At 68.4% G+C, this 24,574-nt stretch carries 36 protein-coding genes and 1 pseudogene; 32 read left to right on the forward strand and 5 right to left on the reverse strand.

Features of this window, described 5'->3' with window-relative positions; genetic code table 11:
- Positions 1–23 precede the first annotated feature (23 nt).
- Positions 24–2,042, reverse strand: coding sequence for a DUF6297 family protein (locus tag ACQPW6_RS24480; RefSeq protein WP_433891826.1), 2,019 nt, complete (start codon positions 2,040–2,042; stop codon positions 24–26).
- The gene (locus ACQPW6_RS24485) at positions 2,039–2,743 is read right to left on the reverse strand and encodes an ABC transporter ATP-binding protein (protein WP_433891827.1); all 705 of its coding nucleotides are present in this window, start codon (positions 2,741–2,743) and stop codon (positions 2,039–2,041) included. Before ACQPW6_RS24485 ends, ACQPW6_RS24480 begins: the two co-directional genes overlap by 4 nt.
- Before the next feature lie 463 nt (positions 2,744–3,206).
- Here ACQPW6_RS24485 and rpsJ point away from each other — a divergent pair, with 463 nt between their 5' ends.
- From rpsJ to rplQ, 31 genes and pseudogenes are all read left to right on the forward strand, one after another.
- Positions 3,207–3,515 (forward strand): 30S ribosomal protein S10, encoded by a 309-nt coding sequence (rpsJ, locus tag ACQPW6_RS24490; RefSeq protein WP_014144312.1) that lies wholly within the window; start codon positions 3,207–3,209, stop codon positions 3,513–3,515.
- Between the two features lie 14 nt (positions 3,516–3,529).
- Positions 3,530–4,174 carry a 50S ribosomal protein L3 gene (gene rplC / locus ACQPW6_RS24495; protein ID WP_433891828.1) on the forward strand — a complete coding sequence of 215 codons (645 nt, stop codon included), beginning with the start codon at positions 3,530–3,532 and terminating at the stop codon, positions 4,172–4,174.
- Between the two features lie 5 nt (positions 4,175–4,179).
- Positions 4,180–4,842, forward strand: coding sequence for a 50S ribosomal protein L4 (rplD, locus tag ACQPW6_RS24500; protein WP_433891830.1), 663 nt, complete (start codon positions 4,180–4,182; stop codon positions 4,840–4,842).
- 47 nt (positions 4,843–4,889) lie between these two features.
- Positions 4,890–5,192: pseudogene (gene rplW / locus ACQPW6_RS24505) on the forward strand (50S ribosomal protein L23); the annotation flags it as partial.
- A 47-nt stretch (positions 5,193–5,239) separates the two neighbouring features.
- Positions 5,240–6,076, forward strand: coding sequence for a 50S ribosomal protein L2 (gene rplB / locus ACQPW6_RS24510; protein WP_433891831.1), 837 nt, complete (start codon positions 5,240–5,242; stop codon positions 6,074–6,076).
- Positions 6,077–6,088: 12 nt separating this feature from the next.
- Positions 6,089–6,370: a 30S ribosomal protein S19 gene (gene rpsS, locus ACQPW6_RS24515; protein ID WP_365377388.1), complete on the forward strand. Its 282-nt coding sequence runs from the start codon at positions 6,089–6,091 to the stop codon at positions 6,368–6,370.
- 50 nt (positions 6,371–6,420) lie between these two features.
- A complete protein-coding gene (gene rplV, locus ACQPW6_RS24520) occupies positions 6,421–6,768 on the forward strand; it encodes a 50S ribosomal protein L22 (RefSeq protein ID WP_433891832.1) in 348 nt (115 codons plus the stop codon).
- The gene (gene rpsC, locus ACQPW6_RS24525; RefSeq protein WP_433891833.1) at positions 6,768–7,616 is read left to right on the forward strand and encodes a 30S ribosomal protein S3; all 849 of its coding nucleotides are present in this window, start codon (positions 6,768–6,770) and stop codon (positions 7,614–7,616) included. Before rplV ends, rpsC begins: the two co-directional genes overlap by 1 nt.
- Positions 7,617–7,621: 5 nt before the next feature.
- Positions 7,622–8,041, forward strand: coding sequence for a 50S ribosomal protein L16 (gene rplP / locus ACQPW6_RS24530; RefSeq protein ID WP_433891834.1), 420 nt, complete (start codon positions 7,622–7,624; stop codon positions 8,039–8,041).
- The gene (gene rpmC, locus ACQPW6_RS24535; RefSeq protein WP_433891835.1) at positions 8,041–8,274 is read left to right on the forward strand and encodes a 50S ribosomal protein L29; all 234 of its coding nucleotides are present in this window, start codon (positions 8,041–8,043) and stop codon (positions 8,272–8,274) included. The genes rplP and rpmC overlap by 1 nt, the downstream gene beginning before the upstream one ends.
- Entirely contained in the window at positions 8,274–8,561 is a 288-nt protein-coding gene (gene rpsQ / locus ACQPW6_RS24540; protein ID WP_433891836.1) for a 30S ribosomal protein S17, read from the forward strand. Before rpmC ends, rpsQ begins: the two co-directional genes overlap by 1 nt.
- Positions 8,562–8,682: 121 nt before the next feature.
- Positions 8,683–9,051 (forward strand): 50S ribosomal protein L14, encoded by a 369-nt coding sequence (gene rplN / locus ACQPW6_RS24545; RefSeq protein ID WP_103886911.1) that lies wholly within the window; start codon positions 8,683–8,685, stop codon positions 9,049–9,051.
- 3 nt (positions 9,052–9,054) lie between these two features.
- The gene (rplX, locus tag ACQPW6_RS24550; RefSeq protein ID WP_433891837.1) at positions 9,055–9,378 is read left to right on the forward strand and encodes a 50S ribosomal protein L24; all 324 of its coding nucleotides are present in this window, start codon (positions 9,055–9,057) and stop codon (positions 9,376–9,378) included.
- The gene (rplE, locus tag ACQPW6_RS24555) at positions 9,378–9,950 is read left to right on the forward strand and encodes a 50S ribosomal protein L5 (RefSeq protein ID WP_433891838.1); all 573 of its coding nucleotides are present in this window, start codon (positions 9,378–9,380) and stop codon (positions 9,948–9,950) included. Before rplX ends, rplE begins: the two co-directional genes overlap by 1 nt.
- Before the next feature lie 2 nt (positions 9,951–9,952).
- Complete coding sequence (locus ACQPW6_RS24560) at positions 9,953–10,138, forward strand: type Z 30S ribosomal protein S14 (RefSeq protein WP_030890724.1); 186 nt, start codon at positions 9,953–9,955, stop codon at positions 10,136–10,138.
- A gap of 143 nt (positions 10,139–10,281) precedes the next feature.
- A complete protein-coding gene (gene rpsH, locus ACQPW6_RS24565; protein ID WP_033177924.1) occupies positions 10,282–10,680 on the forward strand; it encodes a 30S ribosomal protein S8 in 399 nt (132 codons plus the stop codon).
- A 21-nt stretch (positions 10,681–10,701) separates the two neighbouring features.
- Positions 10,702–11,241, forward strand: a complete 540-nt coding sequence (gene rplF / locus ACQPW6_RS24570) for a 50S ribosomal protein L6 (protein WP_433891839.1) — start codon at positions 10,702–10,704, stop codon at positions 11,239–11,241.
- 2 nt (positions 11,242–11,243) lie between these two features.
- Complete coding sequence (gene rplR, locus ACQPW6_RS24575) at positions 11,244–11,627, forward strand: 50S ribosomal protein L18 (RefSeq protein ID WP_433891840.1); 384 nt, start codon at positions 11,244–11,246, stop codon at positions 11,625–11,627.
- 41 nt (positions 11,628–11,668) lie between these two features.
- Positions 11,669–12,274 (forward strand): 30S ribosomal protein S5, encoded by a 606-nt coding sequence (rpsE, locus tag ACQPW6_RS24580; RefSeq protein ID WP_093713222.1) that lies wholly within the window; start codon positions 11,669–11,671, stop codon positions 12,272–12,274.
- Entirely contained in the window at positions 12,274–12,456 is a 183-nt protein-coding gene (gene rpmD / locus ACQPW6_RS24585) for a 50S ribosomal protein L30 (protein ID WP_030890715.1), read from the forward strand. The genes rpsE and rpmD overlap by 1 nt, the downstream gene beginning before the upstream one ends.
- Before the next feature lies 1 nt (position 12,457).
- The gene (gene rplO / locus ACQPW6_RS24590; RefSeq protein ID WP_433891841.1) at positions 12,458–12,910 is read left to right on the forward strand and encodes a 50S ribosomal protein L15; all 453 of its coding nucleotides are present in this window, start codon (positions 12,458–12,460) and stop codon (positions 12,908–12,910) included.
- A gap of 267 nt (positions 12,911–13,177) precedes the next feature.
- Positions 13,178–14,494, forward strand: a complete 1,317-nt coding sequence (gene secY, locus ACQPW6_RS24595) for a preprotein translocase subunit SecY (RefSeq protein WP_433891842.1) — start codon at positions 13,178–13,180, stop codon at positions 14,492–14,494.
- Positions 14,494–15,171 carry an adenylate kinase gene (locus ACQPW6_RS24600; protein ID WP_433891843.1) on the forward strand — a complete coding sequence of 226 codons (678 nt, stop codon included), beginning with the start codon at positions 14,494–14,496 and terminating at the stop codon, positions 15,169–15,171. Before secY ends, ACQPW6_RS24600 begins: the two co-directional genes overlap by 1 nt.
- A 151-nt stretch (positions 15,172–15,322) precedes the next feature.
- Positions 15,323–16,159 carry a type I methionyl aminopeptidase gene (gene map / locus ACQPW6_RS24605; protein ID WP_433891844.1) on the forward strand — a complete coding sequence of 279 codons (837 nt, stop codon included), beginning with the start codon at positions 15,323–15,325 and terminating at the stop codon, positions 16,157–16,159.
- A gap of 175 nt (positions 16,160–16,334) precedes the next feature.
- Entirely contained in the window at positions 16,335–16,556 is a 222-nt protein-coding gene (gene infA, locus ACQPW6_RS24610) for a translation initiation factor IF-1 (protein ID WP_003956442.1), read from the forward strand.
- Between the two features lie 29 nt (positions 16,557–16,585).
- Positions 16,586–16,699: a 50S ribosomal protein L36 gene (gene rpmJ / locus ACQPW6_RS24615; protein WP_003956441.1), complete on the forward strand. Its 114-nt coding sequence runs from the start codon at positions 16,586–16,588 to the stop codon at positions 16,697–16,699.
- A gap of 200 nt (positions 16,700–16,899) precedes the next feature.
- A complete protein-coding gene (rpsM, locus tag ACQPW6_RS24620) occupies positions 16,900–17,280 on the forward strand; it encodes a 30S ribosomal protein S13 (protein WP_433891845.1) in 381 nt (126 codons plus the stop codon).
- A 66-nt stretch (positions 17,281–17,346) separates the two neighbouring features.
- Positions 17,347–17,751, forward strand: a complete 405-nt coding sequence (gene rpsK, locus ACQPW6_RS24625) for a 30S ribosomal protein S11 (protein ID WP_006376016.1) — start codon at positions 17,347–17,349, stop codon at positions 17,749–17,751.
- Between the two features lie 26 nt (positions 17,752–17,777).
- Complete coding sequence (gene rpsD, locus ACQPW6_RS24630; RefSeq protein WP_433891846.1) at positions 17,778–18,404, forward strand: 30S ribosomal protein S4; 627 nt, start codon at positions 17,778–17,780, stop codon at positions 18,402–18,404.
- Positions 18,405–18,519: 115 nt separating this feature from the next.
- Positions 18,520–19,542, forward strand: coding sequence for a DNA-directed RNA polymerase subunit alpha (locus tag ACQPW6_RS24635; RefSeq protein ID WP_433891847.1), 1,023 nt, complete (start codon positions 18,520–18,522; stop codon positions 19,540–19,542).
- Positions 19,543–19,801: 259 nt separating this feature from the next.
- A complete protein-coding gene (gene rplQ, locus ACQPW6_RS24640; RefSeq protein ID WP_433891848.1) occupies positions 19,802–20,335 on the forward strand; it encodes a 50S ribosomal protein L17 in 534 nt (177 codons plus the stop codon).
- Positions 20,336–20,395: 60 nt separating this feature from the next.
- On the opposite strand, the gene ACQPW6_RS24645 is transcribed toward rplQ, so the two are convergent.
- The 3 genes from ACQPW6_RS24645 to ACQPW6_RS24655 are packed head-to-tail and all read right to left on the reverse strand — an operon-like array spanning position 20,396 to position 23,629.
- A complete protein-coding gene (locus ACQPW6_RS24645; RefSeq protein WP_433891849.1) occupies positions 20,396–21,364 on the reverse strand; it encodes a hypothetical protein in 969 nt (322 codons plus the stop codon).
- Positions 21,345–22,442: a DUF3696 domain-containing protein gene (locus tag ACQPW6_RS24650; protein WP_433891850.1), complete on the reverse strand. Its 1,098-nt coding sequence runs from the start codon at positions 22,440–22,442 to the stop codon at positions 21,345–21,347. Before ACQPW6_RS24650 ends, ACQPW6_RS24645 begins: the two co-directional genes overlap by 20 nt.
- The gene (locus ACQPW6_RS24655) at positions 22,439–23,629 is read right to left on the reverse strand and encodes a DUF262 domain-containing protein (RefSeq protein WP_433891851.1); all 1,191 of its coding nucleotides are present in this window, start codon (positions 23,627–23,629) and stop codon (positions 22,439–22,441) included. Before ACQPW6_RS24655 ends, ACQPW6_RS24650 begins: the two co-directional genes overlap by 4 nt.
- 76 nt (positions 23,630–23,705) lie before the next feature.
- On the opposite strand from ACQPW6_RS24655, the gene truA reads away from it, so the two are divergent.
- Complete coding sequence (truA, locus tag ACQPW6_RS24660; RefSeq protein ID WP_433891852.1) at positions 23,706–24,563, forward strand: tRNA pseudouridine(38-40) synthase TruA; 858 nt, start codon at positions 23,706–23,708, stop codon at positions 24,561–24,563.
- Positions 24,564–24,574 lie beyond the last annotated feature (11 nt).

Genomic DNA, 24,574 nt, shown 5'->3' on the forward strand with positions numbered 1-24,574 from the left:
GGCTGCGCCGCGCAGAGCGGGCGTCAGGAATGGCGGATCAGGCGGTCCGCGGAGAACGTGGTCATCAGCGTCAGCAGCGCCGAGAGGGCGAACGCCGCCAGGGCCGTCTGGGCCACCGCGCCGGCGGTCAGCGGGTGGTTCAGGACCGAGGTGAGGGCGAAGGTCAGGCCGCCCACCGAGATCAGCGGGCCGGCCGCGTACCAGGCCATGAAGAGGAAGGGGCCCGGGCCGCCCATCGGGGTGGCGCCGCCGATGAAGAGCAGCTGCGTGCGGGCCGGGCCGCGGCACGCGCCGAAGAGGGCGGCCGTCGTGAAGGGGGCAGCGCACAGCGGCATCAGGAGGAGGGTCCACGGGGCCCCGTGCACCGCGAACGGGATCGCGGCGAGCACCCCGAGCGCCGCGCCGAGCACCAGCGGCACCACGCCGTGCTGGAGCATCAGCGTCCGGAAGCGGAACGGCGACCACGCCGACCTGCGCACATCGTCGGTCTCCAGCCGCGCCGGCTCCGCGAGCGCGCCGACCGCGAAGTAGCCGAACAGCAGGCCGAGCAGCAGCCCCACCGGGCGGCGCTCCCCGCCGAGGTCCACGCCCAGGGCCGCCGTGCCGGCCGCGCAGGCCGTCCAAACCGCCGCCTTGCCGAGCCGGCCGGGCGTCCGCAGCAGGGTGAGCAGGTCGCGCCACACCACGACGAGGTACTTGCCGTACCGGCCGGCCCTCGGCGGCGGCAGCCGCAGCCGGTGCGCGGGCAGGTCGCCGCCCGCGTCCACCATCGCGAGCTTCACCGTGCGCAGCTCCATCGAGTACATCGCCGCCGACACGGTGCTCGCGGTGGCCGCGCGGGCCCGCAGCTGGGTGGTCGGCACCCGGCCGGCGTCCCGGTGGCCGTGCCAGGCCGCTGCCGCGGTGGCCAGGACGAGGAGGGCGATCGCGGCCGGCCAGCCGGGCACGGAACCGCCGGCGGCCCGCACCTCGGGCTGCGCGGCCCAGCCCCACGGGCCGGACCACAGCTCGATCCGCTCCAGGACCGGCACCCGGTGGCCCGCCCCGGCCAGGACGGTCTGGGCGCCGAGCGCGGCCAGCAGCAGCACGACCGGCGCGCTGAACCGCCGTACCGTACGGGTCAGTTCCGGCCGCCGTTCGACGACCATGCCGAGCGCGACGGCCAGCGCCGGCAGGCAGAGCGCGGCGGGCACGGCGGCGAGCAGCGCGGCGCCGATCGACGCGAGCCCGGTCACCCGCAGGACGACGGCGCCGGCCACGCCGACGAGCACGCCGGGTACCAGCGCGATCCCGGCCGACTGCCAGTACCGGGGCCGCAGCACCGCGGCCCGCCGCACGGGCTGGGCGAGCAGCCAGCCGACGGACGGCCCGGGCAGCACGACGGGACCGCGCCACAGGGCGTCCCGGGCGGCGAGCAGGGCGACGGCCGCCGTCACCGTGCAGAAGAGGGCGGGAATCGAGCGCTGGAGGTCCACGGCGGCGTTGCCGTAGTGCGCGCCGTGTTCGAGCTCGCGCAGGAAGTGGACGACGAGGCCGCTGCCGTAGCCGATGACGGCGAGGAGGGCGCAGTAGATGAGGACGGCGGTGTCGCGGCGCTGCTGGCGCTGGTGAGCCTTGCGCTTGGCGCGCAGCCAGCCCAGGGTTTCCGCGGTGCGGTCGTCGTCCTCCTCGGTCCAGCCGGGGTCGTCCTGGCCCTCGGGGCCGTCGCGGCCCCCGGGGCCGTCAGGCAGCTGGTCAGGTTCCGGTCCGTCGTGGCTGGTCGCGCAGTTCCCCGCGCCCCTTTCGGGGCCGTCAGGTTGCTGGTCGTCCTCGGGCTCGTCGTGGCTTGTCGCGCCCGCGCGGTGGCAGCCGCAGATCGAATGCAGCCCCGCGCCCCTTTGGGGCCCGGCCGGCGGCTGGTCGGGTTCCGGTCCATCGTGGCTGGTCGCGCCCGCGCGGTGGCAGCCGCAGATCGGATGCAGCCCCGCGCCCCTATCGGGGCGCACCTCCGGCAGCTCCGCGCGTTCGCCGGCCGGCGGCTCTCCGGCGTCCGTCTCGTTCACGGGCGGAGGCCCAACTCGCGGAGGACCTTCCGGGTCGGGCCCTGGGCGATCACCTCGCCGTCCTCCAGGGCGATCATCCGGTCGGACACCGCCTCGGCCAGGTCCACCTGGTGGGTGGCGAGGAGGACGGCGACGCCGTCGGCCTTCTCGGCTATGAGGAGGTCGGCCAGGCGCTTGCGGGCGTCGGGGTCCAGGCGCTGTTCGGGCTCGTCGAGGACCAGCAGGTCGCGGGGGCGGACCAGCGCCGAGGCCAGCAGCAGCGACTGCATCTGGCCGGAGGACAGCGAGCCCGGGAGGGCGTTGGCGTGGTCCGACAGCCGGCGGTCGGCGAGCACCTGGTCGATCCAGCCGGCCGCGTCGTCAACGGCGTGTGCCACGGTCACCAGTTCGAGGTGTTCGCGCACGGTGAGGTCGGGGTAGCAGGCGACGGTGTCGCCGACCACCGCGACCCTGGCCCGTACCTCCGGGTCGTCCTCGGAGACCGGGCGGCCGGCGAAGAGCGCCTGGCCGCTGCTGGGGGCGTCCCGGCCGCTGGCGATCCGCAGCAGCGTGGACTTGCCGGAGCCGTTGTGCCCGAACAGCGCGGTGCACTGCCCGGCGGCCAGGCTGAGGTCCAGCGGGTGCAGCGCCTGCCGGGTGCCGTACGTACGGCTGACCTTGCGCAGCCGCAGCAGAGCGCTGCCGCTGGTGCTGGCCTTCATACGGCTGCCTCCGAACGCCGGTGGGTCACTCGCAGACCCTAACCCCGCAGCGGCCGGGTCCCGGCGGCCCCGGGTCGCCGGCTCGGGTTTGGCCGTACCCGGCGCCCGGGTAAGCTACCCGGCTCGATTGGCCACGGGCCTGTCCGGTATGGCAAACTACTCAAGTTGCTCGGTCGAGCGCCGATGCTGCGCGCCTCCCGTCGGGGGGACCGGAAGCGAGTCCCACGGTACTCGTCGTCCTATCTGCCTTAGCGGGCAGCACTGGGGCGGACGTACGGGAATCTTCCGGGAAAGCGTATGCGCGGCTCCGACCAGGCATCCGGTGGGTTTTATCTCCCACGCAACCCTCTGATCAGGGATTTCCGCATGCGGAAAATCATGGCCAGCGGCGCGACACGCCCGACCGCGTGGGTCGGCGAGCGGATGCCAGAGCGTATCCATAGACAAGGACTACGGAGTAGCCATGGCGGGACAGAAGATCCGCATCCGGCTCAAGGCCTATGACCACGAGGTCATCGACTCCTCGGCGAAGAAGATCGTCGAGACGGTGACCCGTACCGGTGCACAGGTCGCGGGCCCGGTGCCGCTGCCCACTGAGAAGAACGTGTACTGCGTCATCAAGTCGCCGCACAAGTACAAGGACTCGCGCGAGCACTTCGAGATGCGCACGCACAAGCGCCTGATCGACATCCTCGACCCGACGCCCAAGACCGTTGACTCGTTGATGCGCCTGGACCTTCCGGCCGGCGTCGACATCGAGATCAAGCTCTGAGAGGCGCGGAGAAGATGACCAAGCAGATCAAGGGCATCCTGGGCGAGAAGCTCGGCATGACCCAGGTCTGGGACGAGAACAACCGCGTCGTCCCAGTCACCGTCGTCAAGGCCGGCCCGAACGTCGTGACCCAGGTCCGTACGAACGACGCCGACGGCTACGAGTCGGTCCAGATCGCCTTCGGCGAGATCGACCCGCGCAAGGTGAACAAGCCCCTCAAGGGCCACTTCGCCAAGGCCGACGTCACCCCGCGCCGCCACCTCGTGGAGCTGCGCACCGCCGACGCCGCCGAGTACACCCTCGGCCAGGAGATCACCGCCGAGGTGTTCGAGGCGGGTCTCAAGGTGGACGTGACCGGCAAGAGCAAGGGCAAGGGCTTCGCCGGTGTCATGAAGCGTCACAACTTCAAGGGCCTCGGCGCCGGCCACGGTGTCCAGCGCAAGCACCGCTCTCCCGGTTCCATCGGTGGCTGCGCCACCCCTGGGCGTGTCTTCAAGGGCATGCGCATGGCGGGCCGGATGGGCAACGAGCGGGTCACCACCCAGAACCTGACCGTCCACGCCGTTGACGCGGAGAAGGGACTGCTGCTCATCAAGGGCGCGATCCCGGGTCCGAACGGCGGCCTCGTCCTGGTCCGCACCGCGGCCAAGGGGGCCTGAAGGATATGAGCACCATTAACCTCCTGTCGCCGTCGGGCGACACCGCCGGGACCGTAGAGCTCCCGGCCGAGATCTTCGACGCCAAGGTCAGCATCCCGCTGATCCACCAGGTCGTCGTCGCGCAGCTGGCCGCCGCCCGTCAGGGCACGCACAAGGTCAAGACGCGTGGCGAGGTCCGCGGTGGTGGCCGCAAGCCGTACCGCCAGAAGGGCACCGGCCGGGCCCGCCAGGGTTCGACCCGCGCCCCGCAGTTCGCCGGCGGTGGCGTCGTGCACGGCCCGCACCCGCGTGACTACTCGCAGCGGACCCCGAAGAAGATGGTCAAGGCCGCCCTGCGCGGTGCGCTGACCGACCGGGCCCGCCACGAGCGCATCCACGTCGTCTCGGACCTGATCGAGGGCGAGACGCCTTCCACCAAGGCCGCCAGGACGCTGCTCGGCAAGATCAGTGAGCGCAAGAACGTGCTGCTGGTCATCGAGCGCGCCGACGAGGCCGGGTGGCTGTCCGCCCGCAACCTGCCCCAGGTGCACATCCTGGAGGCCGGCCAGCTGAACACGTACGACGTGCTCGTCTCCGACGACGTGGTCTTCACCAAGAGCGCTTTCGACCGCTTCACCGGTGCGGACGCCGGTGTCGAAGAGGTCGAGCTCGAAGGGAGCGACGCCTGATGAGCGACACGACCGAGACCGTCGAGGCCACGGCCGCGGTGATCACCAGCAAGACGTTCACGGACCCCCGTGACCTTCTGATCAAGCCGGTGGTCTCCGAGAAGAGCTACGCGCTGCTCGACGAGAACAAGTACACCTTCGTCGTCGATCCGCGTGCGAACAAGACCCAGATCAAGCAGGCCGTCGAGGCGGTCTTCTCGGTCAAGGTCACCGGGGTGAACACGATCAACCGGCAGGGCAAGCGCAAGCGCACCCGCACCGGTTTCGGCAAGCGCGCCAACACCAAGCGCGCCATCGTGACCCTTGCCGAGGGCGACCGAATCGACATCTTCGGCGGTCCGGTCTCCTAACGGGGGCCGGAGCGTTCAGAAGTCCGGATCTTTCCGAGGACTGAGAAATGGGTATCCGCAAGTACAAGCCGACGACTCCGGGCCGTCGTGGCTCCAGCGTCGCCGACTTTGTCGAGATCACGCGGTCCACGCCGGAGAAGTCGCTGGTCCGCCCGCTGCACAGCAAGGGCGGCCGTAACAACGCCGGTCGTGTGACCGTTCGCCACCAGGGTGGTGGCCACAAGCGCGCCTACCGAGTGATCGACTTCCGTCGGCACGACAAGGACGGCGTGCCCGCCAAGGTCGCGCACATCGAGTACGACCCCAACCGCACCGCGCGCATCGCACTGCTGCACTACGCCGACGGTGAGAAGCGCTACATCCTCGCCCCGGCCCGCCTCTCGCAGGGCGACCGGATCGAGAACGGCCCCAACGCCGACATCAAGCCGGGCAACAACCTGCCGCTGCGCAACATCCCGGTGGGTACCACGATCCACGCGATCGAGCTGCGGCCCGGCGGCGGCGCGAAGATCTCCCGCTCCGCGGGCGCTTCGGTGCAGCTGCTGGCGAAGGAGGGCACCATGGCCACCCTTCGCATGCCGTCCGGCGAGGTCCGGATGGTGGACGTGCGCTGCCGCGCCACCATCGGCGAGGTCGGCAACGCCGAGCAGTCGAACATCAACTGGGGCAAGGCCGGCCGTATGCGGTGGAAGGGCGTTCGCCCGACCGTCCGCGGTGTCGCCATGAACCCGGTCGACCACCCGCACGGCGGTGGTGAGGGCAAGACCTCCGGTGGTCGCCACCCGGTCTCGCCCTGGGGTCAGAAGGAAGGTCGTACGCGCTCGCCGAAGAAGGCATCGAGCAAGTACATCGTCCGCCGCCGCAAGACGAACAAGAAGCGCTAGGAGCGGGTTCAGATGCCGCGCAGTCTCAAGAAGGGGCCCTTCGTCGACGACCACCTGAGCAAGAAGGTGGACGTACAGAACGAGGCAGGCACCAAGAACGTCATCAAGACCTGGTCCCGCCGCTCGATGATCATCCCGGCCATGCTCGGCCACACGATCGCGGTGCACGACGGCCGTAAGCACGTCCCGGTGTTTGTCACTGAGTCGATGGTCGGCCACAAGCTCGGCGAATTCGCGCCGACCCGTACCTTCCGCGGCCACGAGAAGGACGACCGCAAGTCGCGTCGTCGCTGATCGGCGGGAGAGCCGTACCAATGACCAAGTCAGACACGGAAGGGACAACCATGGAAGCCAGGGCCCAGGCGCGGTACATCCGCGTCACGCCCATGAAGGCCCGCCGCGTGGTGGACCTCATCCGTGGCATGGATGCCACGGAGGCTCAGGCGGTCCTGCGTTTCACCCCGCAGGCCGCGAGCGTGCCGGTCGGCAAGGTGCTCGACAGCGCCATCGCCAACGCCGCGCACAACTACGACCACACCGACGCCCAGACGCTGTTCGTCAGCGAGGCGTACGTGGACGAGGGCCCGACCCTCAAGCGGTTCCGGCCGCGCGCCCAGGGGCGTGCCTACCGGATCCGTAAGCGGACCAGTCACATCACCGTGGTCCTCGCCAGCAAGGAAGGGACCCGGTAATGGGCCAGAAGGTTAACCCGTACGGGTTCCGGCTCGGCATCACCACGGACTTCAAGTCCCGGTGGTACGCCGACAAGCTGTACAAGGACTACGTCAAGGAAGACGTCGCCATCCGCAAGATGATGACGCAGGGCATGGAGCGGGCCGGCATCTCCAAGGTGGAGATCGAGCGCACCCGCGACCGCGTCCGCGTCGACATCCACACCGCCCGGCCGGGCATCGTCATCGGCCGCCGCGGCGCGGAGGCCGACCGCATCCGCGGTGACCTGGAGAAGCTGACCGGCAAGCAGGTCCAGCTGAACATCCTCGAGGTCAAGAACCCCGAGATGGACGCTCAGCTGGTGGCCCAGGCCGTCGCCGAGCAGCTGTCCTCGCGTGTCTCCTTCCGCCGTGCCATGCGCAAGAGCATGCAGGGCACGCTGAAGGCCGGCGCCAAGGGCATCAAGATCCAGTGCGGCGGACGCCTCGGCGGCGCCGAGATGTCCCGCTCGGAGTTCTACCGCGAGGGCCGGGTCCCGCTGCACACCCTGCGCGCGAACGTGGACTACGGCTTCTTCGAGGCCAAGACCACCTTCGGCCGCATCGGCGTGAAGGTGTGGATCTACAAGGGCGACGTCAAGAACATCGCCGAGGTCCGCGCCGACAACGCCGCCGCCCGCGCCGGGAACCGTCCGGCCCGCGGCGGTGGCAACGAGCGTCCGCAGCGCCGCGGTGGCGAGCGCGGCGGCCGCGGCCGTCGTCCGCAGACCGACGGAGCACCGGCACCGGCCGCCAAGGCCGAGGCGACCGCTTCCGTCGAGGCCCCGGCCGCGGCTCCGGCCGCCGAGACCCCCGGAACGGAAGGCTAAGTACCATGCTGATCCCCCGCAGGGTCAAGCACCGCAAGCAGCACCACCCCACTCGGCGCGGTATGGCCAAGGGCGGCACCGAGCTCGCGTTCGGCGAGTACGGCCTCCAGGCGATGACCCCCGCCTACGTGACCAACCGGCAGATCGAGTCCGCTCGTATCTCCATCACCCGGCACATCAAGCGTGGCGGCAAGGTCTGGATCAACATCTACCCGGACCGCCCGCTGACCAAGAAGCCGGCCGAGACCCGCATGGGTTCCGGTAAGGGTTCGCCGGAGTGGTGGATCGCGAACGTCAAGCCCGGTCGGGTGATGTTCGAGCTGTCCTTCCCGAACGAGAAGGTTGCCCGCGAGGCGCTCACCCGCGCCGCGCACAAGCTTCCGATGAAGTGCCGCATCGTGCGGCGCGAGGCAGGTGAGTCGTGATGGCGGCCGGTACCAAGGCGACCGAGCTGCGCCAGCTCGGCGACGAGGAGCTCGTCGGCAAGCTGCGTGAGGCCAAGGAAGAGCTGTTCAACCTCCGCTTCCAGGGCGCCACCGGACAGCTTGAGAACAACAGCCGGCTCAAGACGGTCCGCAAGGACATCGCCCGGATCTACACCCTCATGCGTGAGCGCGAGCTGGGCATCGAGACGGTGGAGAGCGTGGAGAGCGCCTGATGAGCGAGACGAATGTGACTGACAAGACTGCTGAGCAGCGCGGCTTCCGCAAGACCCGTGAGGGCCTTGTGGTCAGCGACAAGATGGACAAGACCGTTGTGGTCGCCGTCGAGGACCGCGTGAAGCACGCCCTGTACGGCAAGGTCATCCGCCGTACGAACAAGCTCAAGGCGCACGACGAGCAGAACGCGGCCGGCATCGGCGACCGGGTCCTCCTGATGGAGACCCGCCCGACCTCGGCCACCAAGCGCTGGCGCGTCGTGGAGATCCTCGAGAAGGCCAAGTAGTACAGCAGGCCGGAACCAGAAATCCCTGAGGGCACCCCCTCAGGACCGTTCCGTCAGGCTCGGCGGTGGGCGCACGCGATGCGCCCCCGCCGGGAACCGACGCGACAAACAGGAGATAGACGTGATCCAGCAGGAGTCGCGACTTCGTGTCGCCGACAACACTGGTGCCAAGGAGATCCTTTGCATCCGTGTTCTCGGTGGCTCGGGTCGCCGCTACGCGGGAATCGGTGACGTCATCGTCGCCACCGTCAAGGACGCGATCCCCGGTGGCAACGTGAAGAAGGGCGAGGTCGTCAAGGCCGTCATCGTCCGTACCGTCAAGGAGCGCCGTCGTGCCGACGGCTCGTACATCCGGTTCGACGAGAACGCCGCCGTGCTGCTCAAGAACGACGGCGACCCCCGCGGCACCCGTATCTTCGGCCCGGTGGGCCGTGAGCTGCGCGAGAAGAAGTTCATGAAGATCGTCTCGCTCGCGCCGGAGGTGCTGTAACCGATGAAGATCAAGAAGGGCGACCTGGTCCAGGTCATCACCGGTAAGGACAAGGGCAAGCAGGGCAAGGTCATCGTGGCCTACCCCACGCAGGACCGAGTCCTCGTCGAGGGTGTCAACCGGGTCAAGAAGCACACCAAGGCCGGCCAGACCGACCGCGGTTCCAAGACCGGCGGCATCATCACCACCGAGGCCCCCGTCCACATCAGCAACGTTCAGCTCGTTGTGGAGAAGGACGGCAAGAAGGTCGTGACCCGCGTCGGCTACCGCTTCGACGACGAGGGCAACAAGATCCGCGTTGCCAAGCGGACCGGTGAGGACATCTGATGACTACTGCCGCCGCTACGACGCACGCGTCGCCGCGTCTGAAGACGCGCTACCGCGAGGAGATCACCGGCAAGCTGCGTGAGGAGTTCTCCTACGAGAACGTCATGCAGATCCCCGGCCTCACCAAGATCGTGGTCAACATGGGTGTGGGCGACGCCGCCCGCGACTCCAAGCTGATCGAGGGCGCGATCCGCGACCTCGCCACGATCACCGGCCAGAAGCCGCAGGTCACCAAGGCCCGCAAGTCCATCGCGCAGTTCAAGCTGCGTGAGGGTCAGCCGATCGGCGCGCACGTCACGCTGCGCGGCGACCGGATGTGGGAGTTCCTGGACCGGCTGCTGTCGCTCGCGCTGCCGCGTATCCGCGACTTCCGCGGTCTTTCGCCCAAGCAGTTCGACGGCCGGGGCAACTACACCTTCGGTCTCACGGAGCAGGTCATGTTCCACGAGATCGACCAGGACAAGATCGACCGGGTCCGGGGCATGGACATCACCGTGGTGACCACGGCGACCAACGACGACGAGGGTCGTGCCCTCCTTCGTCACCTCGGCTTCCCGTTCAAGGAGAACTGACCGTGGCGAAGAAGGCTCTGATCGCTAAGGCCGCTCGCAAGCCCAAGTTCGCTGTGCGCGCCTACAACCGCTGCCAGCGCTGCGGCCGGCCGCATTCCGTCTACCGCAAGTTCGGCCTGTGCCGTGTGTGCCTTCGTGAGATGGCCCACCGCGGCGAGCTGCCGGGCGTGACCAAGAGCTCCTGGTAATCCCACCCGGGATCAACCAGGTACTCTCGGTAAGTATTGACTTACTACGCCGTAGGTCCACCGCACCGCACCCGTCCCCGGGATCCCGGGGGAGAAGGACGGAGCATCAGGAAACCCCGGCGAGAGAGGCCCAGGGCCAACTCATGACCATGACCGACCCCATCGCAGACATGCTCACCCGTCTGCGTAACGCCAACTCGGCGTACCACGACGATGTGACGATGCCTTTCAGCAAGATCAAGTCGCACATCGCGGAGATCCTCCAGCAGGAGGGTTACATCACCGGCTGGAAGGTCGAGGACGCCGAGGTCGGCAAGAACCTCGTCCTCGAGCTCAAGTTCGGTCCGGAGCGCCAGCGTTCGATCGCCGGCATCAAGCGGATCAGCAAGCCGGGCCTTCGGGTCTACGCAAAGTCCACCAACCTGCCGAAGGTGCTCGGCGGCCTGGGCGTGGCGATCATCTCCACGTCGCACGGGCTGCTCACCGGCCAGCAGGCGCAGAAGAAGGGCGTGGGTGGGGAAGTCCTCGCCTACGTCTGGTAACCGGGAAAGCGAGGTATAGCAATGTCGCGAATCGGCAAGCTGCCCATCTCGGTTCCCGCCGGAGTGGACGTCACCATCGACGGCCGCACGGTTGCGGTGAAGGGCCCCAAGGGCTCCCTCTCGCACACCGTCGCCGCGCCCATCGATGTCGCTAAGGGCGAGGACGGCGTGCTGCTGGTCACCCGCCCCAACGACGAGCGTGTCTCGAAGGCCCTGCACGGCCTGTCCCGCACGCTGGTGGCGAACATGATCACCGGCGTGACCACGGGCTACAGCAAGTCGCTGGAGATCAGCGGCGTCGGCTACCGGGTCCAGGCGAAGGGCTCCAACCTGGAGTTCGCGCTGGGCTACAGCCACCCCATTCTCGTCGAGGCGCCTGACGGCATCTCCTTCAAGGTCGAGTCCCCGGTCAAGTTCTCGGTCGAGGGCATCGACAAGCAGAAGGTCGGCGAAGTGGCGGCCAACATCCGCAAGCTGCGGAAGCCCGACCCGTACAAGGCCAAGGGCGTCAAGTACGCCGGCGAGGTCATCCGCCGCAAGGTCGGAAAGGCTGGTAAGTAGCCATGGCATACGGTGTGAAGATCGCCAAGGGCAAGGCGTACAAGGGTGCCGCGATCAAGCGGCGCCACATCCGGGTACGCAAGCGCATCTCGGGTACGTCGGAGCGCCCGCGCCTGGTGGTGACGCGGTCCAACCGCGGCATCGTGGCGCAGGTCATCGACGACCTGGCCGGCCACACGGTCGCGTCAGCGTCAACCCTCGACGCGTCCATCCGCGGCGGCGAAGGCGACAAGAGCGCCAAGGCCAAGCAGGTCGGCCAGTTGGTGGCCGAGCGTGCGAAGGCCAAGGGTGTCGAGGCAGTCGTGTTCGACCGTGGCGGCAACCAGTACGCGGGGCGCATCGCCGCCCTCGCGGACGCCGCCCGCGAAGCCGGTCTGAAGTTCTGACCGGTTCCGTAGCTAGTGGATAACGAAGAGAGGTAATTCCAATGGCTGGACCCCAGCGCCGCGGAAGCGGTGCCGGTGGCGGCGAGCGACGGGACCGTAAGGACCGGCGGGACGGCGGCCAGCAGGCCGAGAAGACCGCTTATGTCGAGCGTGTCGTCGCGATCAATCGCGTCGCCAAGGTTGTGAAGGGTGGTCGTCGCTTCAGCTTCACCGCGCTGGTCGTGGTGGGCGATGGTGACGGCACCGTCGGTGTCGGCTACGGCAAGGCCAAGGAGGTGCCGGCCGCCATCGCCAAGGGTGTGGAGGAGGCCAAGAAGCACTTCTTCAAGGTCCCCCGTATCCAGGGCACCATCCCGCACCCGATCCAGGGTGAGAAGGCCGCGGGCGTCGTGCTGCTCAAGCCGGCTTCGCCCGGTACCGGCGTGATCGCCGGTGGCCCGGTGCGCGCCGTCCTGGAGTGCGCCGGCATCCACGACGTGCTGTCCAAGAGCCTCGGCTCGGACAACGCGATCAACATCGTGCACGCCACCGTGGCGGCGCTCCAGGGCCTTCAGCGGCCCGAGGAGATCGCGGCCCGCCGTGGCCTGCCGATCGAGGACGTCGCGCCCGCCGCCCTGCTGCGTGCGCGTGCCGGGGTGGGTGCGTAATGGCCCGCCTCAAGGTCACGCAGACCAAGTCCTACATCGGCAGCAAGCAGAACCACCGTGACACCCTGCGTTCGCTCGGCCTGAAGCGGCTGAACGACGTGGTGGTCAAGGAGGACCGTCCGGAGATCCGGGGCATGGTCCAGACCGTCCGCCACCTCGTCACGGTCGAGGAGGTCGACTGACATGGGTGACAGCCCCATCAAGATCCACAACCTCCGTCCGGCCCCGGGCGCCAAGACCGCCAAGACCCGTGTGGGTCGCGGCGAGGCGTCCAAGGGCAAGACGGCCGGTCGTGGCACCAAGGGCACCAAGGCCCGCTACCAGGTGCCGGCACGCTTCGAGGGCGGGCAGATGCCCCTCCACATGAGGCTGCCGAAGCTCAAGGGCTTCAAGAACCCGTTCCGCACCGAGTACCAGGTCGTCAACCTGGACAAGCTCGCTGTCCTCTACCCCGAGGGCGGCGAGGTCACGGTGGCCGATCTGGTCGCCAAGGGTGCGGTGCGCAAGAACCAGCTCGTCAAGGTGCTCGGCACCGGCGAGGTCTCGGTGGCGCTGACGGTGACCGTTGACGCGGTCTCCGGCTCCGCCAAGGAGAAGATCGCCGCCGCCGGCGGTTCCGTGACCGAGCTGGTCTGAGACCGATGCCACATCCGACCGGGGGCGCCCCAGCCAAGGGGCGCCCCCGGTTGGCTCGTTCATGGAACTTTCATGCCCTGACGCGTCGTTCCTAGTGGGCGACGCCGCCGGTAAGGTGGCGCTCGCTGTTATCCTCCGCAAGGCCTTTGCGTTTTCGCGGATGTGACACGCGTCGTCGCCACACCACCAGTCGCAAGCTCAGTCAGAAGCTCTCTTCGAAACCCCCGGACCGTCCTTCCGCCCTGCGCGGGGGGTGCAGGAGGCACCGTGCTCACCGCGTTCGCACGGGCGTTCAGGACGCCCGACCTGCGCAAGAAGCTGTTGTTCACGCTGAGTATCGTGGTGATCTACCGCCTCGGAACGCATATCCCCGTGCCGGGGATCGACTACAGCGTGGTCAACCAGTGCATCAAGGACACGAAGGGCAACAACAGCCTCTTCGGCCTGGTGAACATGTTCAGCGGCGGGGCGCTGCTCCAGCTGACCATCTTCGCGCTGGGGATCATGCCGTACATCACGGCCAGCATCATCCTCCAGCTGCTCACCGTGGTCATTCCGCGGCTCGAGGCGCTGAAGAAGGAAGGCCAGGCGGGCACCGCCAAGATCACCCAGTACACCCGGTACCTGACGGTGGCGCTGGCGATCCTGCAGGGCACCGGCCTGGTGGCCACCGCCCGCTCCGGCAGCCTGTTCTCCACCTGCCAGGCGAACGACCAGATCGTGCCGAACCAGTCGATCTTCACGACCATCACCATGGTGGTCACGATGACGGCCGGCACCGTGGCGATCATGTGGCTGGGCGAGCTGATCACCGACCGCGGCATCGGCAACGGCATGTCGATCCTGATGTTCGTCGGTATCGCCGCCACCTTCCCGAGCTCGCTGTGGGCGATCAAGGTCTCCGGCAAGCTGGCCGGCGGCTGGATCGAGTTCTTCGCGGTGATCGCGGTCGGCCTGGCGATCGTGGGCCTGGTGGTCTTCGTCGAACAGGCGCAACGCCGGATCCCGGTGCAGTACGCGAAGCGGATGATCGGCCGCCGCTCCTACGGCGGCACGTCAACGTACATCCCGCTGAAGGTCAACCAGGCGGGTGTGATCCCGGTCATCTTCGCGTCCTCGCTGCTCTACATCCCGGCGCTGATCGTCCAGTTCTCCGGCTCCACCGCGGGCTGGGCCCAGTGGATCAGCCGCAACATGACCAAGGGCGACCACCCGGTGTACATGGCGGCCTACTTCCTGCTCATCGTCTTCTTCGCGTTCTTCTACGTCGCCATCTCGTTTAACCCCGAGGAAGTGGCGGATAATATGAAGAAGTACGGTGGGTTCATCCCGGGTATCCGGGCAGGCCGGCCCACCGCCGAGTACCTGAGTTACGTGCTGAACCGCATCACGTGGCCGGGCTCGCTGTACCTGGGGCTCATCGCTCTCGTCCCGACGGTCGCCATCGCGATCTTCAACGGCAGCAACGGCAGCTTCCCGCTGGGCGGCACCAGCATCCTGATCATCGTGGGTGTCGGCCTGGAGACCGTGAAGCAGATCGAGAGCCAGCTCCAGCAGCGTAACTACGAAGGGTTCCTCCGCTGATGCGAATCGTCCTGGTCGGGCCGCCCGGCGCCGGCAAGGGGACGCAGGCCGCGTTCCTCGCCAAGAACCTGTCGATTCCGCACATCTCCACGGGCGACCTGTTCCGCGCCAACATCACCAGCGGCACCGACCTGGGCAAGCAGGCCAAGGCGTACATGGACGCCGGAAACCTGGTGCCTGACGAGGTGACCATCGGGATGGCCGAGGACCGGCTGGACCAGGCGGACGCCGCCGAGGGCTTTCTGCTGGACGGATTCCCGCGCAACGAGTTCCAGGCGCGGGCGCTGGACGCGTACCTGACCTCGCACGGCATCGCGCTGGACGGCGTGCTCGACCTCGAGGTCCCCGAGGACGAGGTGGTCAAGCGGATCGCCGGCCGCCGGATCTGCCGCAACAACAGCGCGCACGTCTTCCACATCGACTACAAGCAGCCGAAGACCGAGGGCGTCTGCGACGAGTGCGGCGGCGAGCTGTACCAGCGGGTGGACGACACCGAGGCCACCGTCCGCAACCGCATCGAGGTCTACCACCGCGAGACCGAGCCGATCATCGACTACTACAAGCGGCAGGACCTTGTGGTGACGATCTCGGCGCTCGGCCCGGTGGCGGACGTCACCCGGCGGGCGATGGAAGCGCTGGAGGACCGGCGCGACGAGGACGGCGAAGGCGCCGCGTAGCGCCCCCGAACCGCGCGACAGCACAGTCAGCACGCGCTACGGCCGTGGTGCCCCGACGGGCACCACGGCCGTATCGTTGAACGGATACCCGAAGACACCGAAGACACCGAAGACACCGAAGCCGACGAAAGACAAGGAAGGCGTCAGCCGCATGGTGGAGATCAAGACGCCCGAGCAGATCGCCAAGATGCGCGAGGCCGGCCTGGTCGTCGCGGCGATCCACGAGGCCACCCGCGAGGCGGCGGTGGCCGGCAGCAGCACCAAGGACCTGGACGAGGTCGCCGCCAAGGTGATCGCCGACCACGGCGCCAAGCCGAACTTCCTGGGCTACGGCGGCTTCCCCGGCTCGATCTGCACCTCGGTCAACGACGTGGTGGTGCACGGCATCCCGGACCGGGCCACCGTGCTGAAGGACGGCGACATCATCTCGATCGACGCCGGCGCGATCGTGGACGGCTGGCACGGCGACGCGGCCTTCACCTGCTTCGTCGGCACCGGCCACGCCCCCGAGCTGGTCGAGCTGAGCCGGGTCACCGAGGAGTCCATGTGGGCCGGCATCGCCGCGTTCCGCAAGGGCCACCGGCTTGAGGACATCTCGCAGGCCATCGAGTCGTACATCCGCCGCCAGCCGCGCCCGTCCTCCGGCAAGTACGGCATCGTCGAGGACTACGGCGGCCACGGCATCGGCACCGAGATGCACATGGACCCGCACCTGCTGAACTACGTCACCAAGAAGCGCGGCCGGGGCATCAAGCTGATCCCCGGGGTGTGCCTGGCGATCGAGCCGATGGTGACGCTCGGCACCCCGCGCACGCATGTGATGCCGGACGAGTGGACGGTCCGCACCGACGACGGTTCGTGGGCCGCGCACTGGGAGCACTCGATCGCGCTGACCGACGCGGGGCCGCTGGTGCTCACCGCCCGTGACTGCGGCCGGGCCAAGCTCGCCGAGTACGGCGTGACGGCCGCACCCGACCCGCTGGCCTGAACCGTCCGGCCGATGGCGCGATCGCCGGTGCCGTCGCCGCTTAATGATCTTGAATGACGGGCATACATGCCGGATTCGTCTTTCCGGGTGCCGTGCCGTAGACTGACACGTCGGCTGTCGCGTGTCTTCCGGCATGCCCGCAGCCGACCAAGGTAGCCGATCCCGAAAGCAGGACATGGCCAAAAAGCAAGGCGCCATCGAAATCGAGGGCACCGTGATCGAGTCTCTGCCGAACGCGATGTTCAAGGTGGAGCTGCAGAACGGTCACAAGGTCCTCGCGCACATCAGCGGCAAGATGCGGATGCACTACATCCGTATCCTCCCCGATGACCGGGTCGTGGTGGAGCTGTCTCCCTACGACCTGACGCGCGGACGGATCGTCTACCGCTACAAGTAGATCTCAAGACCCGGAGAACCTGACATCCCATGAAGGTCAAGCCGAGCGTCAAGAAGATCTGCGACAAGTGCAAGGTGATCCGGCGTCACGGCCGGGTCATGGTCATCTGCGACAACCTGCGCCACAAGCAGCGCCAGGGCTGACGTACGCCGACCACCCGCACTCGCAGAACTTCGCGCGACGCGACACACGTGTATACGCAGCACCCGTCCCCTGCTGAAGGGGACGACACCTCCGGCGGAGGCCGGAGACCCGGTTCGTACCACTGCTCCCCGACCGGGAGCGGTCGGCGGGCGGGAACCGGTGCTGTGGAAGACCTCCGAACTCACCAGGAGCCCAGAAAATGGCACGCCTTTCAGGCGTTGACCTCCCGCGCGAGAAGCGCGTCGAGGTCGCACTGACCTACGTCTTCGGCATCGGGCGGACCCGTGCGCAGGAGACCCTGAAGAACACCGGTGTGAACCCCGACACCCGGGTGCGCGACCTCGCCGAGGAAGACCTCGTCAAGATCGCCCGCTGGGTGGACGAGAACTACATGACCGAGGGTGACCTCCGTCGTTCGGTGCAGGCCGACATCCGCCGCAAGGTGGAGATCGGCTGCTACCAGGGTCTGCGTCACCGTCGTGGCCTGCCGGTCCACGGTCAGCGCACCCACACCAACGCCCGCACCCGCAAGGGCCCGCGTCGCGCCATCGCCGGTAAGAAGAAGCCGGGCAAGAAGTAGTCCTGAGCCAGACCCCCAACGGTCTTCGCCGCAGGACCGACCACCTCCACCGGGAGAATTCGACACATGCCTCCTAAGGGCCGTCAGGGCGCAGCCAAGAAGGTGCGCCGCAAGGAAAAGAAGAACGTCGCTCACGGGCACGCCCACATCAAGAGCACGTTCAACAACACCATCGTCTCGATCACCGACCCCGCGGGTAACGTGATCTCCTGGGCCTCCGCCGGTCACGTCGGCTTCAAGGGCTCGCGCAAGTCCACTCCCTTCGCCGCGCAGATGGCCGCCGAGTCGGCCGCCCGTCGCGCGCAGGAGCACGGCATGCGCAAGGTGGACGTCTTCGTGAAGGGCCCCGGCTCCGGCCGGGAGACCGCGATCCGCTCGCTCCAGGCCACCGGCCTGGAGGTCGGCTCGATCCAGGACGTCACCCCGACCCCGCACAACGGCTGCCGCCCGCCGAAGCGCCGCCGCGTCTGACCAGCTGATACAGGAGACACGAAAACATGGCGCGATACACCGGGGCCGACTGCAAGCGTTGCCGTCGGGAGAAGCAGAAGCTCTTCCTCAAGGGAGCTAAGTGCGAGAGCGCGAAGTGCCCGATCGAGATCCGTCCTTACCCCCCGGGTGAGCACGGACGCGGGCGCACCAAGGACAGCGAGTACCTGCTCCAGCTTCGTGAGAAGCAGAAGTGCGCTCGCATCTACGGTGTCCTCGAGAAGCAGTTCGTGAACTACTACAAGGAAGCGAACCAGAAGTCCGGCAAGACCGGTGAGAACCTGCTTCGCATCCTTGAGACCCGCCTCGACAACGTGGTCTACCGGGCCGGCTTCGCCAAGTCCCGCGACCACGCCCGTCAGCTGGTCCGGCACGGACACATCACCGTCAACGGCACCAAGACCGACATCCCGTCGGCCCGCGTCGCCGTGAACGACATCATCGAGGTCCGCGAGCGCTCTCGTAACCTGACTCCGTTCGCGGTGGCGCAGGGCGAGGCCGGCGACAAGACCGTGCCCGCGTGGCTCGAGTCGAACGCCGGCAAGCTGCGGATCCTCGTGCACAGCCTGCCCGAGCGCCAGGTGATCGACACCCAGGTGCAGGAGCAGCTGATCGTCGAGCTCTACTCGAAGTAAGCCCGGGTAGCGGTTCGCGGAACGGGCGGTATGACGGGAAACCGGCGTACCGCCCGTACCCTCGTAGTACAGGGGGCGTCAAATAGCGGGCGCCCACGACTGAAGGAATCACCCCATGCTGATCGCTCAGCGTCCGTCGTTGACCGAAGAGGTCGTTGACGAGTTCCGCTCCCGGTTCGTGATCGAGCCGCTGGAGCCGGGCTTCGGCTACACCCTCGGCAACTCCCTCCGCCGTACCCTCCTGTCCTCCATTCCCGGTGCCGCAGTCACCAGCATCCGGGTGGACGGCGTCCTGCACGAGTTCACCACCGTGCCCGGCGTCAAGGAGGACGTGACCGACGTCATCCTCAACATCAAGCAGCTGGTCGTCTCCTCGGAGCACGACGAGCCGGTCGTGATGTACCTGCGCAAGCAGGGCCCGGGTGCCGTCACCGCCGCCGACATCGCGCCGCCGGCCGGTGTCGAGGTGCACAACCCCGACCTGGTGCTCGCCACGCTGAACGCCAAGGGCAAGCTGGAGATGGAGCTGACCGTCGAGCGCGGTCGCGGCTACGTCTCCGCGGTGCAGAACAAGCAGCAGGGCCAGGAGATCGGCCGGATCCCGGTCGACTCCATCTACAGCCCGGTGCTCAAGGTCACCTACAAGGTCGAGGCGACCCGTGTCGAGCAGCGCACCGACTTCGACAAGCTGATCGTCGACGTCGAGACCAAGCAGGCCATGCGGCCGCGTGACGCCATGGCGTCGGCCGGCAAGACCCTGGTCGAGCTGTTCGGCCTGGCCCGCGAGCTCAACGTCGACGCCGAGGGCATCGACATGGGCCCCTCGCCGACGGACGCGGCCCTGGCCGCGGACCTGGCGCTGCCGATCGAGGAGCTCGAGCTCACGGTCCGCTCGTACAACTGCCTCAAGCGCGAGGGCATCCACTCGGTGGGCGAGCTGGTGGCCCGCTCCGAGGCGGACCTGCTCGACATCCGCAACTTCGGCGCGAAGTCGATCGACGAGGTCAAGGCGAAGCTCGCCGGCATGGGCCTGGCCCTCAAGGACAGCCCCCCCGGATTCGACCCCACGGCCGCGGCCGACGCCTTCGGCGCCGACGACGACGTGGACGCGGGCTTCGTGGAGACCGAGCAGTATTAAACCGAGGACATGCGCCCCGTCAGGGGCGCGAGGAACTGCGCGAGCAACCCGCCACCGGCCGGTGGTCCGGATGCGACCGCAACAGCCCCTTCGGGCCGGTGACGACCCGCGGGTGCGCTGTGGCTGAGCGCGCAGTTCCTCGCGCCCCTGTCGGGGCCACCGGGGCGCAAGCCCCGAAACCATATGCCCGCGCGCAGCCGCTCGCGGGGTCCTGACATCGGTACCTGGTACGGCCGGTGCAGTCAGAAGGAGAAAGATCATGCCGCAGCCCGCCAAGGGTGCCCGTCTGGGCGGCAGCGCCGCGCACGAGAAGCTGCTTCTCGCGAACCTCGCGAAGGCACTCTTCGAGCACGGTCACATCAAGACCACCGAGGCCAAGGCGCGCCGGCTGCGCCCGGTCGCGGAGCGCCTGATCACCAAGGCGAAGAAGGGCGACATGCACAACCGTCGCCAGGTGCTGCAGACCATCACGGACAAGGGCATCGTGCACCAGCTCTTCGCCGAGATCGGCCCGCGCTACGCCGACCGCCCGGGTGGCTACACCCGGATCACCAAGATCGGCCCGCGCCGCGGCGACAACGCGCCGATGGCGATCATCGAGCTGGTCGAGGCGCTGACCGTCGAGCAGACCGCGGTCCGCGAGGCCGAGGCCGCGACCAAGCGCACCGCCAAGGACAAGGCGGGCGACGAGGCCCTGGCCGACGTCAAGAAGGACGACACGAAGGACGCCGCCCCGACCGAGGACGCCGCTCCGGCGGACGCCGAGGCGGACGAGGAGTCCAAGGACGCCTGAGCGTCCTGATGCCCACGGGCGGGCCCGCACCCCTGCGAGGGGGTGCGGGCCCGCCCACGTTCAGATGGTCAGGTGCTCTGTGAAGATGCCGACCAGAATCCGGCCGCCGAGACGCTGATCAGGCAGTGAGAAGTGCACGCGGTTGCGGGTGGGGTGCTGCTTGGCGTGCCATTCACATCGGTACGTCTCCCCGTCGTGCTCGACGTCCCGTTCCTTCATCGCCGCCTCGTTCGCGTGCGTCTTCGGGCCCTCCGGGGAGAGCGTGACGCCATGCCCCCCGAGCGCCGCCTGCACCTGTTTCGGGATGCCCGCGCCTGCCGTCATCGCCGTGGGGAAGTGGTCATTCGTCGCCGCCAGCACCCGGACCACCCATGGGCGCAGATCCCGGTAGTGGCCCTGGAACTTGCCGAAGGAGAGCGAATCGGCCAGCACGAGCGCGGGGAAGGCCGTCGCCGCCAGTGTCCTGAAGCGGGTTTCGTCGACATCCTCGCGGTCGAAGAGCGCTCGCCAGAAATCGGGCAGTTCGCTGCCGTCGCGGAGGAAGAAGACCGTCGCCGTACCGTCGTCCGATTCCACCGGCTGCCAGCCGGAGGATGTGGCCGCGGTGGGGAAGAGGAGGCAGGCGGTAGTGGTGCCCTGGAGGGACCGGCGCAGGGCGTGTCCCGCTGCCGACGGCCACGGATGGTGCGCGCCTGCCACGTGCACGCCATCAGGCGTCAGCTCCGCTTCGTCGTCGTCCCAGAGGCGGCATCGGTCCATGAGCAGGCTCAGGCGCCGTTTGGCATCCGGTGAGGCCGTCTCCGAAGCTGGGCCGCGCTGGTAGAGGAACACATGCAGTGGTTCGCCTGCACGGCACGGGTGCTCGACCCAGGCGGTCCACGCGGCTACCTCGTGCTGGGTCTGCAGGTCCTCCAGCGCGTCGCTGAAGTCGTCGAGCAGGTCCGACAGGGCGGAGCTGGAGTGACCGCTGAAGTCCAGGCTCGTATGGTCGACGACCAGCCGGTACGGCTCACCTGCGGCGCCGGGCACGGGCCAGCCTTCCCAGGTCGTCCTCGATCTGGTCGAAGAAGCCGGACGGCCACGATGACAGGTCGCCCCGGGCGCCAACATCGATGGCCGTCGCCCCCGCCTCCTCGAAGAAGTGGATGACCACATCGGATGGCGGCAGCAGCTCATCGGCGACCGCCGCGAGGCGGACCCCGTTGAGTACATGGTCGCTGTGTGTCTCCACGATCACCTGCACCCCACTGCCAGCCACCCGCGCCAGGAAGCCGCCAAGCCGTGACTGGCCGGCGGGGTGGAGGTGCGCTTCGGGATTCTCTACGATCAGCATGTCTCCGGGGCCGGTCATCAGCCCGGCCACGATGACAGGCAGGGCGTACGACACTCCGAACCCGGTGTTTGCGGGGCGGATGACATCGCCCCCGGGTCCGAGCAGCCGCAGCGCGCTCGCTGCCATTCCGGCGGCCCATTGCGCCTCGATCCGCAGCGGCCGGATGATGTGCGACGCCCAAGCCTCGGTCTGTGTCCGCAGCAGGTTCACCTCGCTGCTGGGAAACATCAGCGGCGCGCGGACGTTGAGTGCCAACCGGGTCACCCGGAGTTCTCTGAGGGCCAGCACCTGGGCGGTGTGCTCCCCGCGGACACCGACGCCGAGGTCGGCGGGCGCCTCGCCGGAGACCTCCAGGATGTCGCGCGGCCCCAGGCGTTCGGCGCCGAGGTAGGTGAAGCCGAAGCCGGTCCGGTCCAGTCCGGGCGGCGCCGCGTCCGGGGCGGCCCGGACGTCCAGGTGCAGGGCGCGCTCGTCGGGGACGCCGAAGCGGTAGTCCCACCGGCGGTCGCCTTCGCGCAGTTCGACGCCGAACTCGGCCGTGGGCGCGTCCGGGTGTAGCAGCTCCTGGGCCTCGCCGAGCGCGAGCCCGTACGGGCCGTTCAGGCGGACGCCGGCCCCCGGCGGCTTCCCCGAGGCCTCCCGGGCGAGCAGGAGGGACTGGACCACGCTGCTCTTGCCCGCCCCGTTGAATCCGGTGAGCACGGTCAGAGGGCGCAGGGCGAGGGCGAGGTCGGAGAAGCATTTGAAGTGCTGCACGCGCAGCGACGTGATCACAGCCCGGCTGCCGCGTCCTCGGCGGCCTTCTCGAAGCGGTAGGCGACCCGCCTGCGGTCGCTGGTCGAGGAGGTGATGGCGTCGAGGTAGTCCAGGTCGAAGGCCATACGCTCGCGAGCTGCCCGCACGATCTCGTTCTTTCGACGGGTGACGTCATCCGCGGTGTACCGCGCCAATGCGATGGACCAGGTCTCGAAGAGTGCGCGATTGATGGGTCTGCGTGACTCGTCGCCGAGCGGCCACTTGCGGAAGGCGTGCTCGCCGAACACTAGTTTCGCGTTGTGCATGGCTCTGCGAAAGTCGACTCGCAAATCGTCCACCCGGGAATCCGAGGCGGACTCGGAATCGTCCAGGATCTGCGTCGTGACCTGGAGAAAGCGATTCATGTCCGGCATGTTCATGTACCCATCCACGCCTTGGAGCCAGAAGGCCGCGAACCGGAGGACGACCTCGCGGTCGTTCATCCTGACGTGGCCGGCGAGTCCGGTCGCTTCATCGAACTCGGGCATCCGCGTCATCACCTTGAGGATCTCCCGGCTGCGGGGCTCGCTCATGGAATGCCTGATCTCCTGCGCGTTGAGCGGGGTGCCGCCGGTGTTGATGCGCAGGAAGATGTCGTACACAGCGTGCGGAGGCGTCGTGGGGTCAATGACATAGACGGTGAGTTGCGCATTGTTCATCCGCCGCTGCCAGGGCGGCGGGAGTTCGGCGAATTTCTTCCCGTTTCCAAATGTCAAGTATTCCATGTTCTCGAGCCTGAACGCGTCCTCGCCGCCGCGAGTGAAATCGTGCAGAGTGGACAGCCGTTGCAAACCGTCCACGACCTTGAACCCGCCGTCCCTGTTCTCGGCGAAGTAGAAAGCCGGCAGAGGGATCTGGAGCAGCACCGACTCCACCAGGCGGGACTTCTGTTCGGGTCTCCACACATAAGCGCGTTGGAAGTCCGGTGCCAGCTCGATCGAACCCTCATCGATCAGGTCGAGGATGTTCCTCAGCGAGAACTGGCTGGTGATTACCCTGATCTGGGGAGATTCCAAGAATTCCGTCGAGTCGGTCTCGTGGTCCTCCGCGGTGACACCTTCCTGCGGATCCTGCTCGACCTCGACATCGGTCCGCAACCCCTCGAAGACATCCTCGATCACCACGGGAGGTTGTGGCTTGGCGGCCTGAGGATCGTCGTTCGTCATGGTCAGATCCTATCGGAGCGGGTGCTGCCCTTCGGCAGGTGAACGGGCCCGTCGGCGGCTCTGGGAGACTGGGCGGATGAGCGAGGAGAACGGCCCCGGTGCCGGGCTGGTGCGGGTGCGGCTCGACCTGTCCTATGACGGGGCCGGGTTCTCCGGGTGGGCCAGGCAGCGGACGCAGCGGACCGTGCAGGGGGAGTTGGAGGCCGCGATCGGGACGGTGCTGCGGCTGGACGACTCCGTGCCCGTCGAGCTGACGGTCGCGGGCCGAACGGACGCCGGCGTGCACGCCCGCGGGCAGGTCGCGCACCTGGACCTGCCGCAGGACGTGTGGGAGGCCGAGGGCGGCAAGCTGCGCCGGCGGCTCGCGGGCCGGCTGCCGTGGGACGTGCGGGTCTGGCAGGTCGCGCCGGCGCCGGCCGGCTTCAACGCCCGGTTCTCGGCGGTCTGGCGGCGGTACGCCTACCGGGTCGGCGACCATCCCGGCGGCGTCGACCCGCTGCTGCGCGGGCACGTGCTGTGGCACGACCGCCCGGTGGACGTGGCCGCCATGAACACCGCTGCCGACCTGCTGCTCGGCGAGCACGACTTCGCCGCGTACTGCAAGAAGCGCGAGGGCGCCACCACCATCCGCACGCTGCTCGACCTGCACTGGGAGCGGACCGCCGACGGCCTCGCCGTCGCCACCGTGCGCGCCGACGCCTTCTGCCACAACATGGTGCGCGCGCTGATCGGCGCGATGATCCTGGTCGGCGACGGGCACCGGCCGGCGGAGTTCCCCGCGGAGGTGCTCGGCGGGCGGGTACGGCACTCCGCCGTCAAGGTGCTGCGCCCGCACGGCCTCACCCTGGAGGAGGTCGGCTACCCGGCAGACGACCAGCTCGCCGCGCGCAATCTCGCCGCGCGCAACAAGCGGACGCTGCCGGGGTGCCTGTAGCGACCGCCCGG

This window comes from Streptomyces sp. CA-111067, from assembly GCF_050956065.1.
In the GTDB taxonomy this organism is placed as follows: Bacteria; Actinomycetota; Actinomycetes; order Streptomycetales; family Streptomycetaceae; genus Actinacidiphila.